Origin of the sequence: Kitasatospora sp. NPDC058478, assembly GCF_042720345.1 — a bacterium.
GTDB lineage: Bacteria > Actinomycetota > Actinomycetes > Streptomycetales > Streptomycetaceae > Kitasatospora.
The window spans coordinates 38,525-50,547 of record NZ_JBHXML010000010.1 but is presented as its reverse complement, the minus strand read 5'-3'; the positions used below and the strand labels follow the sequence as shown (position 1 = coordinate 50,547).

The window sequence follows — 12,023 nt, the reverse complement described above, 5'->3', positions numbered from 1 at the left end:
CGTCATGGCGTGGCTGGTCGCCGAGACCTCGGAGCACACCGTTCCCCTGGACGACCTGATCGTCCATGAACTGGCGCAGGCCTGCGTGTGCGGGCCGCAGCCGGTCCCGGTCGCCCGTGGCGACGGGTCGGTCTGCTGGCTCCTGTCGCACCACAGCCTGGACGGACGCGAGCGCAGGGAGGAACCATGACGTTCACCGCCCCGACGGCCGAACAGCTCGGCATCTTCCTGGCCCTGCAAGAGATCGACGGCAGGCGGGCCGACCTGCTCATCGATCAGGCCGTCGCCCTGTGCCAGACGGTCGTCAAGCCGCTGCCGGACCAGGCCAGCGCGGTCGTCCTGTCCGCGGCGGCCCGGGCCTACACCAACCCGCAGGCGGTCACCTACGAGACGATCGGCCCCATGTCGGTCCAGCGGCCGCAGGGCAGCGGCGGCCTCTACCTCACCAGGGCGGACAAGGCGGCCCTGAAGGCGGCGGCCGGTCGCGGCGGGGCGTTCACGGTCGACCCGACACCGGGTGGGGCCACCCCGTGGCCGACATGGCCGCCCGACGGGTCCCTCGGTCCGGGCGGCCTGGCGTACGAGCCGGGATGGGGCTGGGTCTGATGGCTTTCCCTGTGCCCTATCCCGAGACCGTCACTGTGCTACGAACCGTCTCCTCACCTGGCCGCGACGGGCTCGGTCTGCCGCTGCCCGGTGTCCAGCAGGAGATTCCCCTCAAGGGCTGCGTGGTGGCGCCACGCCAGGAGAACCCGGCGCCGGGCGGCCCCGAGCAGCAGGCCCGCGACACAGTCATCACCGGCTGGACCGTCTATGCCCCGCCGGGCAGTGACGTCCGCACCACCGACCAGGTCCGCATCCGTGGCCAGGTGTGCCAGGTCACCGGCCAGCCCGGCGACTGGGGCCACTCCCCGTTCACCGGCGTCCGGGGCCCTGTGCAGTTCGCCGCCGACGGCATCACCGGCTGATCGGAGAGCGTCCGTGGCCAGGTTCAAGCTGTCGAGCAAGGGCGTCGGCCAGCTCCTCAAGTCTGCGGAGGTCCGGGCCGACATGGTCCGCCGCGCCGAGGCCATCAAGGCCGCGGCCGAAGCGACGTCCCCGGTCGGCGGCCCCGGCGACCCTCACCCGGGCCAGTATCGGGCATCGTGGCGGGTCACCTCGACCGGACGCGGCGGGCGCCGCCGGGACCGGGCAACGGCCACCGTGGCCAACACCTCCCCGCACGCCCGGTTCGTCGAGTACGGCACCGAGCGGGTGCCGGCCCGGCACGTGCTGCTGCGGGCCGCCGAGACCGCGGGCGGTGACTGATGCAGGACTGGCCCGACCATGAGGCCGTCCTGGTGGCGTTCCTCGGCGCCGACCTGGCCGGGCCGGTCGTCACCACGGAGACCGGCAACGACCTCCAAGACCACCTGCCGCTGGTGAAGGTCGAACGGGTCGGCGGAGGCGACGACGGGTTCCGCCTCGACCGGGCGCTTGTCGACGTGGACGTCTACGCAGCCTCCCGCGCGGACGCCTCCGCCCTGGCCCGGCAGGTCCGTACCGCTCTCCTGAGTCGCCTGCGCGGCTCGGTGCAGCCCACCGCGGTCGTCGGCCGCGTGGCGACCGTGTCCGCCCCCGCGTGGCGGCCGTATGAGAACACCGGCCTTCGCCGGGTCGGCGCGACCTACGAGATCTACCTGCACCCGGTCTCCTGACCGGTCCCCTTCCCTTTTTCCTCCGACCCCGCACGGTCGGGGTCTTGGCATGTCTGGAGACCCTGATGGTCACGATTGACCGGTCCAGCGACCTCACCACGATCGGTGCGAACGGCGGCGGCTGGGTGGCCGCGCCGGGCACGACGTCGCCCACGTCCCCGATCGTCCAGCCCGCGGCCCCGTGGCTGCCGCTCGGCGCGATCTCCGACGACGGCCTGAAGTACGGGTTCGACGAGGACGCCCAGGCGTTCACGCCCTGGGGGTTCACCGCGCCGTTCCGCACGCAGACCACCAAGAGCCTGCGCACGTTCGGCATCAAGCTGTGGGAGACGTCCCGCACGACCGTGAAGTCGCTGATGTACCGGGTGCCGGAGGCCTCCCTCACGCCGACAACCGGCATCACCTCGTACGCGGAGACCGCGGCCCCGCAGCCGGACCGGCGCGCGTTCTGGTTCGTCGTCGTCGACGGCAGCACCTACAACGGCTTCTACGTGCCGCAGGGCGAGATCACCGACCGCTCCGACGTCACGTTCAAGCAGGACGAGATGGCGGGCTACGAGGTCAAGATCACCGCGTATCCGGACGCCGCCGGCAACACCGTCTACCACCTCGACAAGCTCCCGGCCACGCCCGCCTACCCGGGGTCCTGACCCCGTTCCGGAGCTGGTGGGCGGCCCGATTCCTGGCGCGGGCCCGGGCCGCCCGCCACCACCGCACCTGCCCTGCCCGCGCCGACCCGAGATGGAGGCTCGCGCCATGAGCAACACCCGCCGCACCACCACCCGTCAGGACCACGAGCCTGCCCCTGAGGCGGGCGCCGCCGAGGCCCAGGAGATCGAGGCCACCGGCCACCACGTCACCGTCAGCCTCGCCGGCGAGGCACTCCGCACCGTCCCCGCCACCGCGTGGCGCGCGTCCACGCAGCGCAAGTTGAGGCTCGGGGACTTCGACGGCTTCATGCAGGACGTTCTCGCGCCCGACGACTACGAGCAGTACATCGACATCGACCCCACCATCGAGGACCTCGGCCAGTTCGTCACTGACGCCCACGCGCTGAGCGGGGAGTCGGAGGGAAAGTCGCGTGGACCGCGCACGTCGTCGAGGAGCACGCGGAGGCGGTAGAGGCGGACCTGGCCCGCTACTACCCGCGGGACGCGGACCAGATCCACGCCTACTGGCGGGGCGAGATGACGCCGCGCCGGCTACGGGTGCTCATCGAGCACCTGCCGCCGGAGTCCGCCACCCGCACCGCCCTGCGTCTGGCCGTCCCGCTGGAGGACCGGTACGCCCAGGCCGAGGACGAACGCGACCCGGAAGCGGGCGCCTGGTCGCAGGACCAGATGCTGCTCGCGCAGATCATCGACGTCCTGCGTGCCCAGCACTACTCGTACCTCAGAGCCAACGGCGCTAAGGACATCCAGCCTTCCCCTCCGGTACCACGCCCCGGCGTCGCACCGGCCGCACCAAGGCGTCCCGCCGCGCTCTCGGCGGACAACGCCGACCGCCTGTTCCAGCTGATCAACGGCCCACCAGCAGAATCGGGGTGAGACCGTGGCGATCAGCGTCGGACAGGTCGAGGTCGACGTCATCCCCAACACCCGGGGAATCTACGACCGGCTCAAGGCCGGCCTGCTCCCGGCCGCGGAGCGGGCCGGCACCGACGCCGGCCAGGCCGCCGGCCGCCGGTTCGGCGACGCCATGGCCGCCGAGGCCGGCCGCGGCCTGGGCACCGCGGTCGGCGAGCAGATCGGACGGCAGATCGCCAACCAGATCAGCCGCCAGGTCGCCGACTCCCTCCAGAACGGCATCCGTACCGGCGGTGCCCGCGCTGGCACAGCAGCAGGACGGGCCGGAGACGAGAGCGCGGGAGCGTTCGCCCGCGCCATGCGGGCCCGCCTCGAAGCGGCGTTCCGGTCGATGCCGAACCTGGACATCCGCATCGGCGACACCGGCGTCGACGCCGAACTCGCCCGCGTTCGCGCCCAGCTGCAGCAGCTGTCCGGGCAGCGCATCGGCATCGACATCGGCGCCGAGGAGGCAGCGGCCCGGCTGCACGAACTGCAGGACGAGCTACGGCGTCTCGGCGCCACCCACGCGGACCCGGTGGTTCGCGCGGACACCGCGCAGGCCCTGGCCTCGCTGGAGGCCGTGCAGGCGGAGATTACCGCGATCACCCGCGACCCGCACGAGATCGAACTGAGGCCGGGACAGTTCCGCGAGCGCCTGATCGCCCAGGTCCAGGCCGCCGCCGCCGCGCTGCCGGTCGTCGACGTCGAGGTCGCGACCGATGACGCTCAGGTGAGGCTGGCCCGGCTGCGGGCCGAGATCGCCGACATCCCGCAGCGCCTGGCCACCGACGCCACGTTCGACGACGCCGCGGCTCTGGCCGCGATCGCCCGGCTGCGGGCCGAACTCGCCGACCTCAACCGCGCGCCGGTGCGCGTGGACGTGCGGGCCGACGCCGTAGCGGCCGAGGCACAGCTGGCGGCCGTGGCCGCGAGCGTGACCGCCCTGGACGCACGCCGCCCGGACATCAAGGTCACCGTCGACACCGGCGCCGCACTCTCGGCCCTGTTCGTCCTCGGCCTGGAGATGGCCGCCCTCGGCGCGATCCCGGTCGGCGTCGCTGCGGCCGCGGGCCTCGGCCTGCTGGCTTCCGCCGCGGTCGGCGCCGGCGCGGGCATCGGAGCGCTCGCGCTCGCCGCCGCCCCGGCCGTCAAGGGCATCGCGGCCGCGCTGCAGGCCCAGACCGCCGCCCAGCAGGAATCCACCTCCGCCACCACGGCGGGCGCGGGCGCCGAGACGGCGGCCCAGCAGCGGGCCCTGTCCCTGGCCGGCGCCCAGCAGTCCCTGGCCTCCGCCCGCCGCCAGGCCGCCCAGCAGACCCAGACCGCGGACCGGCAGATCGCCGACGCCGAACGCGCTCTCGCGGACACCACCGGCCGCACCGCGGCCGACCGCGAGCAGGCCCAGCGGCGCGTCACCGACGCGATCTCCCAGGCCGCCGATGTGCAGGAACGTTCCGCCCAGCAGGTCGCGGACGCCGAACGTTCCCTGGCGGACGCCCAGCGGGCGAGCCTGCGCGCCCAGGACGAACTGACCGCCGCCCGGGCCGCCGCCGCCCAGCAGTTGGAGGACCTGAACAACCGGCTCGTCGACGGCGCGCTGGACGAGCGGGCCGCAGCCCTGCGGGTCGCCCAGGCCGAAGAGCAACTGCAGAAGGCCCGCGCCAAGGGCTCGACGGCCACCGTGCTGCAGCAGGACCAGGCCCAGCTCGCCTACGACCAGGCCGTACAGGCCCAGCGCGAGCAGGCGGTGGAGTACAAGCGTCTGCAGGCCGAAGCCGCCCGGGCGTCAGCGGCCGGTGTGGACGGCGCCGACGCGGTCGTCACCGCCCAGCAGCGCGTGGCCGATGCCCACCGTACGGTCGAGGACCGCACCCGGGCACTGACTGCCGCGCAGGAAGAGGCGGCGAAGGCCCAGGCCAAGGCGGCCCGGGATGTGGCCGACGCGCAGGCCGCCGCGGCCAAGGTCCAGGTCGACGGCGCCCGTCAGATTGCGGACGCCCAGCAGCGCATCACCGACGCCCAGACCTCCGCGGCACAGGCCCAGCAGTCCGCCGCTGACTCGGTGGCCTCCGCCCAGCGGGGGCTGCAGCAGGCCCTGCTGTCCTCGGAGCGGAGCACCACGGGTGCGGCGAGTGCCGCGGACAAGTACGAGGCGGCGCTGGCCAAACTGTCGCCGCAGGCGCGCCAGGTGTTCGAGGCCATCGCCGGGCCCGCCGGGCTGAAGACGGCGTTCAAGGAGTGGTCTGACAGCGTCTCCCCGGAGGTGCTGCCCCTGTTCGTGCGTGGGGTGGACGCCGCCAAGGCGGCCCTGCCGGGGCTGACGCCGCTTGCGGTCGGTGCCGCGCACGCCCTCGGGGACCTGTTCGACCGGGCTCAGGCCGAACTGAAGACCCCATTCTGGCGGTCGTTCAAGACCGACCTGGACGCAAGCGTCGGGCCGGCCGTGGTCGGCTTCGGGGTTGCGTTCGGCAACACGATCAAGGGTGCGGCCGGGATCATCGACGCGTTCCTGCCGCGTGTCGACGCCATCGCCGCACGGTTGGAGTCGGGTAGCGCCCGGTTCGCGAACTGGGGCGCGGGCCTCAAGGGGAGCCCCGGGTTCGAGGCGTTCCTCGGCTACGTGGAACGCACCGGACCGGTCCTGTTCGACACCCTCGGGAAGATCGCTAGTGCGATCATGGCGATCGGTCAGGCCTCGGCTCCGCTGTCGGGCCCCGCCTTGCAGGCCTTGGGCGCGATCGCTCAGGTGATCGTCGATCTGGCCACCGACTACCCGGGCCTGGTCCAGGCGATCTGGCTGGGCGTCGCGGCGTTCAAGGTCGCCCGGATCGTGGGTGTCGCGGCCGCGGCCGGCATGGCCCTCTACACGGCGGCCACCAGTATCGCCACAGCCGCGACCACCGGTCTGGACGTCGCGATCCAGGGCACGATGATCGTGCCGATCATCGAGGCGATCGTCGTCGCGGTGATCGCCCTGGTCGCCGGGATCATCTACGCGTGGGGGCACTTCGCGTGGTTCCGCGACAGCGTGACCGCGGTCTGGGACGTCATCCGTACCGGCGCGCTGCTCCTGTGGGCGAACGGCATCCAGCCGGCGTTCGACGCCATCTGGGCCGCTCTGCAGGTCGTCGGTGCCGCGGCGATGTGGCTGTGGTCCAACGCGCTCGGCCCGGCGTTCTCGTTCATCGGGGATGCCGCGCGGGTGCTGTTCGCGATCGTGGTCGTAGCGGTGGTCGGACCGATCGTGGCCGCGTTCAACCTGCTGTCGGTCGCGGCGATCTGGCTGTGGCAGAACGGGATCAGGCCCACGTTCGAGGGCATCGCCGCCGTGGCGACGTGGCTGTGGCGATGGGTGCTGGCGCCGACGATCGACTCGTGGATGGCCGCGTTCCGCTCCCTCGGCGACCTGGCGACGTGGCTGTGGCGCACCATCCTGCAGCCGGCGTTCGAGGGCATCGGCAACGCGGCGAGCTGGGCCTGGCGCAACGCGATCAAGCCAGCGTTCGACGGCATCGCGTCCGGTGCGACGTGGCTGTGGGAGAACGCGCTGCGGCCGGCGTTCGATGCGATCAAGAGCGCGCTGACGCCGGTCACCGACGCGTTCGGCAAGGCGAAGGATCTGATTGCGGCGGCCTGGAACCAGGTCGCCGATGTCGCCAAGAAGCCGGTGAACTTCGTGATCCAGTCCGTGTACACGGACGGCATCAAAGCCGTCTGGGACCGCGTCGCCGACTTCGTTCACCTGCCTCATCTACCGGATGCGCCGAAGTTGCTGGCCGCGGGCGGCACGGTCGGACCCGGTTGGGGCGAGGCCGCGCCGATGGTGGTCAGCAGGCCGACCGCCATCGTCGGTGAGGGCAACCCGGCCTACCCGGAGTACGTCATCCCCACCGACCCGCGGTACCGGGCCCGGGCGATCGCCCTGCACGCCGCGGCCGGCAGCCAGCTCCTGGCCGGCGGTGGCGTCATCGGCAGCATCGTCGACACGGCCAGCAGCATCGCCAACAAGGGTCTGAACCTGCTGGAGGGCGGGGCCGACCTGATCGCCCACCCCGGCAAGGCCTGGGACAAACTCACTGACCCGGTGAGGGCATTGCTCACCGGCATCGGGGACTCGCCGATGGCCAAGGTGCTCGCCGGGATTCCGGCCCGCGCCCTGGACGGGCTGAAGGACAAGTTGCTCGACTTCGTCGGCCTCGGTGGCGGCTCGTCCGCCCCGCCGGCCGGAGCCGGGGTTCAGCGCTGGTCCGACGTCGTCCTTCAGGCGCTGGCTATGGTCGGCCAGCCTGCAGGCCTCCTGAACACGACGCTTCGGCGGATGGGCCAGGAGTCGGGCGGTAACCCGACGATCGTCAACAACTGGGACTCCAACTGGACCGCGGGAACGCCGTCGGTCGGTTTGATGCAGGTCATCGGGCCGACGTTCCGCGCCTATGCGGGTGCGCTGGCGGACCGCGGCCCGTTCTCGTACGGGGTGTCGGTGGACCCGCTGGCGAACGTGTACTCCTCCATGCGGTACGCGCTCTCCCGCTACGGGTCCCTGTCGGCAGCCTACGACCGGCCGGGCGGCTACGACTCCGGCGGCTACCTGCCAACCGGGTTCTCCACCGTCTACAACGGCACCGGCCGGCCGGAGCCGGTCCTCACGACCCAGCAGTGGGACGCCGTCCAACGTGGCGGCCTCGGCGGCCAGCAGGGGGTGACCGTGAACTACAACGCGCCCACCCCCGAGGACCCGCAGCGGGCCGCGATGGAGATCGGCCGCCGGGTCGGGATGGCGGTGGCCGTATGAGCACCGCGCTCGGCCTGCGGCGGCAGGTCACCGTCGGGTCCCTGACCCTCGACGTCACCGACGACGCCGGGGTGACCTGGCTGACCACCGATCTCAAGGGATGGCGGGCCTCGCCCGCCACCACCTTGGCGGTCACCCAGCGCCCTGCCGATCACGGCGGCTGGGCCAGCCCCAACCCCAAGCTGGTCCCGCGCCAGCTGGAGCTGGAACTGCTGATCGGCGCTCCGTCAGCCTCAGCGGCGGACACCGCCTACGAGCAGCTGATCGCGGCGGTCGACGTCGGGCCCCTGACCCTGACCGTCACCGAGGGCGGCCTGACCCGTACGGTCACCTGCTACCGCAACGGCGGGGTCCTGCCGCAGGCCGACGGCGGCTTCTGGACCACCTACAGCGTGCCGCTGATCTGCCCAGACCCGCGCCGCTACGGAGCCACCCGGTCCGCCACCGTCTTTCTGCCGTTCAGCACGGGCGGCCTGTCCTGGCCGGTCTCCTGGCCGATCTCCTGGCCGGCCACCACCGTGACCGGCGACGCGGTCCTGCCCGGCACTGGCACCTGCGCGACCTCGCCAGCGGTCACGATCTACGGGCCTACCTCCGGCACCACCCCGCTGACAGCCCCGCTACTGCTGTTCACCGCGCCCGACGGCACGGTCAGCACCCTGGCCTACACCGACACCATCGGCGTGGGCGACTGGCTGGTGATCGACTGCGCCGCGCGCACCGTCCTCTACAACGGCCAGGCCACCCGCCGTGCACTCCTGCAGATCACGGGCGGTTGGCCCGTCGTCCCCGCCGCCGGCAGTTCCCTGATGACGTTCAGGGCCGCCACCTATGACGCATCGTCCCGGGCCGTCGTCTCGTACCGCCCGGCCTGGATGTAGGGAGAGACCCTGTGACCGGATACGCCATCCCCATCGGCGGCGGCAGCTTTACCGCGCGCCAGGACCGCCAGTCCGGAGCCGGCCTGATGACCCCGGGCGCAACCGGCCTCCAGGCCAGCCCCGGAGCACGGCCCGGTCCGGGCCTGGACGTAACGGTCTCGGGAAGCACCATCACGGTCACCCCCGGCACCGCCATCGTGCAGTCCGTCTTCAGCACCGTTGCCGGCGCCTACCGGGCCTGGATCGACGCCAACTGGACCGCCGCTCTGACCGCGGCAGACGCCTCCAACCCTCGGATCGACCTGGTCTACCTGCGCGTTCGGGATACGGACGAGGACGGTTCCGGGTTCCGGGACTGCACGCCGGTGTACGTGGCGGGCAGCCCGGCGGCCAGCCCGTTGCCACCAGCCATCCCCGGCAGTACCAGCGGCATCGTTCTGGCCACGATCAACGTCCCCAAGTCAGGCGGCGGCGCCCCGACGGTGTCGTATGCAGGCCGGCAGATCACCGCAGCGGCCGGCGGCATCCCACCCGTCAACTCCGGCCTGCTGTCCGTGTCTGGCCTGTACATCGGGCAGGCCCGCTACAACATCGCCCGGGGTATGCCCGAGTACTGGAACGGCACGGCCTGGATCGCCCAGGGCGACTCCACCAGTTTCACTCCGGTGTTCACCAGCCTCGGCGGCGGCGCCGCCATCGGCAACGGGACAATCGCCTCCCGCTGGACCCGCATCGGTAACCAGGTCCAGTGGGCCGGCCAGTTCACTATCGGCTCCACCACCGCCGGCGGCACCGGCCTGTGGTTCATCTCCATGCCCGTCCCACAGGCCGCAGGGTTCACCCGCCTCGGCAACTTCAACCTGATCGCCGGAGGCAACAACTACCTCGGCGACGTGTCCTGCAACCCGGCCGACAACGGCAAAGCCACCCTGATCGCCAAGAGCCCGTTCTCCAACGTCAGCGCCGACGCCGTCAGCGCCATCGTGCCCGTGCCGATGGCCGCCGGCAACGTCCTGATCTGGAACGTCTCCTACGAGGGGGCCTGAGTGGCGGCACAGATCACCTGGTACGGCTGCGAGTGGCCCTCGGGACGGATCGTCGCCGAGCTGCCCGGTCTCCAGGCGCAGGGCCCACTCCAGCACCGCCTCGGCGGGTTCACCAGCACCTCGTTCAACCTCGCCCTGTCCGCCGGCACCCCAAGCTGGATCCCGGCCACCCAGCACGGCCGCGCCCTGATCGTCGGATGCCTCGACAACACCCCAGTCTGGGCTGGCACCACGCTCTCCCGCGACCGCGGTTCCTCCGCCACCGCCAGCTTCTCGGCGACCACCGTCGAGGGCTACCTCGGCCGCCGCTTCACCCCCGACCTGACCTACACCGGCGTCGACCTGTCCAGCATCGCGGCCGGCCTGCTCGCCACCGTCCAGCCGAGCGTGCCCTGCCTGGACATCACCACCACCCCCACCGGCACGACCGCTGACCGCACCTACGCGGACGCCGACGACAAGAGCATCCTGTCCAACCTGCAAGAACTGATGGCGCTGTCTGGCGGTCCTGAGTGGACCATCGACCCCGTGTGGGCGGCGGACGGTACCGGGTTCCGCCTGAACGCCCGCGTCGCACCGCGCATCGGCGCGCAGACCCCCGGCGTCACCGCCGTGTTCGACTACCCGGGCCCGGTCTCCGTCTACCGGCAGCAGGAGTCCTACGCCGACGGCAAGGGCGCTACCCGGGTCCGGGCCAACGGCGCCGGCGAGGGCGCCGCTCGGGCCGTGTCCGACACCCTCACCAGCACGCTCGTCGCGGCCGGATGGCCCGTCTACGAGTACCGGTGGTCACCCGGCTCGGACATCACCGACTCCACCGTGCTGACCAGCCACGCCCGGGCCGCCCTCACCCTCATGGAAGCCGGGGCCTCCTCCTGGTCTCTGACCGCCGCCGTGGCCGAGGCCCCCGTCCTGGGGACCGACTGGTCCCTCGGCGACCAGGTGCGGCTGCTGGTTCAGCCCGGCACCTCACCGGGCCACCCCGACGGCGCGGACGTCACCGCCCGCTGCTGGGCCTGGGAGTTCGACACCAACGCGTGGACGGTCGCCCCGATCCTCGTCGAGGAGACCTGATGCCCAGCCCCGCATCCCACCTGCCCGACGACGGTTCGGACATGGCCCGCCGCCTGCTCGACCTGGAGGCCAGACTCCTACGTCTGGAAGCGGCCCGGCGGTTGCAGCAGGTCGGCGTCACCGGCGGAACACTTATTGACGCGCACGGCGGCACGCCGGTTCTCACCCTCACCTCGGGTGACATCGGACCGGGGGCCGTCCGTGTTCAGTTGCAGGGCGTCAGCCGCGACGGAGCGATCCCCGCCGCGCTCGCGCTGGCCTTTCCCGGCGCGGGCATGCTCACCATCGACACCTCTGGGGCTGGGTGGGGAAGTTGGCAGGCGCTCACCCTGACCAACGGCTGGACCGCTGCCGGCGGATCCTGGCGCACGCCGCAGGTGCGGCGCCTGATCGACGGCACGGTGCAGCTCACCGGCGAGATCGCCCCGGGCACCCTCACCGCTGGCACCACCCTGTGCACCCTCGCCGGCGGCATGCGCCCGGCCGCAGACACGACGCTCCGCGTCCCAGGCGGCACGGCCGGCTCGACCGCCGACCTGACCGTCACGGCGTCCGGCGCGGTCATCCTCCAGTCCACCACCGGCACCATCACCCGCCTCGGGCTGACGACCAGATTCCCCCTGTAGGAGCAGACCGTGGCACTCGACCGCAAGGTCATTCTGACCGGCCAGGACGGGGCGTGGACATGGACGTGCGGCACCTGCGGTACCTCCGCGACCGACCCCGCGCTCACCGTCGACGCCGCGTACACGGCATTCGACGAGCACTACACCACCGCCCCGTCCACGCCCGTCGACCAGTGGCTACTGGACACGCTCACCGCCGCGAAGGTCCTGTACGACGCCGCCAGCACGATCCCCACGCTGGCCGCGCAAGCGCAGGCACTGCGATCCGCCGTCCAGGCCGCACCGATGGCGGTCCTGGCCACCTGGCGCGCCGGCGGCACCACCCACCCACGCTGACCC

The 12,023-nt window shown here is 72.3% G+C and carries 14 protein-coding genes; all 14 read left to right on the top strand.

What is annotated here, in order from left to right:
• The first annotated feature begins 4 nt into the window (after positions 1 to 4).
• The 14 genes from ACFWPT_RS07855 to ACFWPT_RS07790 all read left to right on the top strand — a co-directional run bounded on the left by ACFWPT_RS07855 (position 5) and on the right by ACFWPT_RS07790 (position 12,020).
• Positions 5 to 190: a hypothetical protein gene (locus ACFWPT_RS07855; RefSeq protein WP_380480411.1), complete on the top strand. Its 186-nt coding sequence runs from the start codon at positions 5 to 7 to the stop codon at positions 188 to 190.
• The gene (locus ACFWPT_RS07850) at positions 187 to 606 is read left to right on the top strand and encodes a hypothetical protein (RefSeq protein WP_380480409.1); all 420 of its coding nucleotides are present in this window, start codon (positions 187 to 189) and stop codon (positions 604 to 606) included. Before ACFWPT_RS07855 ends, ACFWPT_RS07850 begins: the two co-directional genes overlap by 4 nt.
• Complete coding sequence (locus tag ACFWPT_RS07845; RefSeq protein ID WP_380480407.1) at positions 606 to 968, top strand: hypothetical protein; 363 nt, start codon at positions 606 to 608, stop codon at positions 966 to 968. The genes ACFWPT_RS07850 and ACFWPT_RS07845 overlap by 1 nt, the downstream gene beginning before the upstream one ends.
• A gap of 13 nt (positions 969 to 981) precedes the next feature.
• Positions 982 to 1,308 carry an HK97 gp10 family phage protein gene (locus tag ACFWPT_RS07840; RefSeq protein ID WP_380480405.1) on the top strand — a complete coding sequence of 109 codons (327 nt, stop codon included), beginning with the start codon at positions 982 to 984 and terminating at the stop codon, positions 1,306 to 1,308.
• Positions 1,308 to 1,697, top strand: a complete 390-nt coding sequence (locus tag ACFWPT_RS07835) for a hypothetical protein (RefSeq protein WP_380480403.1) — start codon at positions 1,308 to 1,310, stop codon at positions 1,695 to 1,697. The genes ACFWPT_RS07840 and ACFWPT_RS07835 overlap by 1 nt, the downstream gene beginning before the upstream one ends.
• 65 nt (positions 1,698 to 1,762) lie before the next feature.
• Positions 1,763 to 2,347 (top strand): phage tail protein, encoded by a 585-nt coding sequence (locus ACFWPT_RS07830; RefSeq protein WP_380480401.1) that lies wholly within the window; start codon positions 1,763 to 1,765, stop codon positions 2,345 to 2,347.
• Positions 2,348 to 2,453: 106 nt separating this feature from the next.
• Positions 2,454 to 2,819 (top strand): hypothetical protein, encoded by a 366-nt coding sequence (locus ACFWPT_RS07825; RefSeq protein ID WP_380480399.1) that lies wholly within the window; start codon positions 2,454 to 2,456, stop codon positions 2,817 to 2,819.
• Between the two features lie 65 nt (positions 2,820 to 2,884).
• Positions 2,885 to 3,244 carry a hypothetical protein gene (locus ACFWPT_RS07820; protein ID WP_380480397.1) on the top strand — a complete coding sequence of 120 codons (360 nt, stop codon included), beginning with the start codon at positions 2,885 to 2,887 and terminating at the stop codon, positions 3,242 to 3,244.
• A 4-nt stretch (positions 3,245 to 3,248) separates the two neighbouring features.
• Complete coding sequence (locus ACFWPT_RS07815; protein WP_380480395.1) at positions 3,249 to 8,057, top strand: hypothetical protein; 4,809 nt, start codon at positions 3,249 to 3,251, stop codon at positions 8,055 to 8,057.
• Positions 8,054 to 8,938, top strand: coding sequence for a hypothetical protein (locus tag ACFWPT_RS07810; protein ID WP_380480393.1), 885 nt, complete (start codon positions 8,054 to 8,056; stop codon positions 8,936 to 8,938). Before ACFWPT_RS07815 ends, ACFWPT_RS07810 begins: the two co-directional genes overlap by 4 nt.
• 11 nt (positions 8,939 to 8,949) lie before the next feature.
• Positions 8,950 to 9,984 (top strand): hypothetical protein, encoded by a 1,035-nt coding sequence (locus ACFWPT_RS07805; RefSeq protein WP_380480391.1) that lies wholly within the window; start codon positions 8,950 to 8,952, stop codon positions 9,982 to 9,984.
• Positions 9,985 to 11,058 (top strand): hypothetical protein, encoded by a 1,074-nt coding sequence (locus tag ACFWPT_RS07800; RefSeq protein ID WP_380480389.1) that lies wholly within the window; start codon positions 9,985 to 9,987, stop codon positions 11,056 to 11,058. It abuts the gene before it with no gap.
• Positions 11,058 to 11,684, top strand: coding sequence for a hypothetical protein (locus ACFWPT_RS07795; RefSeq protein ID WP_380480387.1), 627 nt, complete (start codon positions 11,058 to 11,060; stop codon positions 11,682 to 11,684). Before ACFWPT_RS07800 ends, ACFWPT_RS07795 begins: the two co-directional genes overlap by 1 nt.
• Before the next feature lie 9 nt (positions 11,685 to 11,693).
• Positions 11,694 to 12,020 (top strand): hypothetical protein, encoded by a 327-nt coding sequence (locus ACFWPT_RS07790; RefSeq protein ID WP_380480385.1) that lies wholly within the window; start codon positions 11,694 to 11,696, stop codon positions 12,018 to 12,020.
• The last annotated feature ends 3 nt before the right edge of the window (positions 12,021 to 12,023 follow it).

Excerpts from the sequence above, each read along its gene's own strand:
- ACFWPT_RS07855 (WP_380480411.1), top strand. The coding sequence starts at position 5 with ATGGCGTGGCTGGTCGCCGAGACCTCGGAGCACACCGTTCCCCTGGAC.
- ACFWPT_RS07850 (WP_380480409.1), top strand. The coding sequence starts at position 187 with ATGACGTTCACCGCCCCGACGGCCGAACAGCTCGGCATCTTCCTGGCC.
- ACFWPT_RS07845 (WP_380480407.1), top strand. The coding sequence starts at position 606 with ATGGCTTTCCCTGTGCCCTATCCCGAGACCGTCACTGTGCTACGAACC.
- ACFWPT_RS07835 (WP_380480403.1), top strand. The coding sequence starts at position 1,308 with ATGCAGGACTGGCCCGACCATGAGGCCGTCCTGGTGGCGTTCCTCGGC.
- ACFWPT_RS07830 (WP_380480401.1), top strand. The coding sequence starts at position 1,763 with ATGGTCACGATTGACCGGTCCAGCGACCTCACCACGATCGGTGCGAAC.
- ACFWPT_RS07825 (WP_380480399.1), top strand. The coding sequence starts at position 2,454 with ATGAGCAACACCCGCCGCACCACCACCCGTCAGGACCACGAGCCTGCC.
- ACFWPT_RS07820 (WP_380480397.1), top strand. The coding sequence starts at position 2,885 with ATGACGCCGCGCCGGCTACGGGTGCTCATCGAGCACCTGCCGCCGGAG.
- ACFWPT_RS07810 (WP_380480393.1), top strand. The coding sequence starts at position 8,054 with ATGAGCACCGCGCTCGGCCTGCGGCGGCAGGTCACCGTCGGGTCCCTG.
- ACFWPT_RS07795 (WP_380480387.1), top strand. The coding sequence starts at position 11,058 with ATGCCCAGCCCCGCATCCCACCTGCCCGACGACGGTTCGGACATGGCC.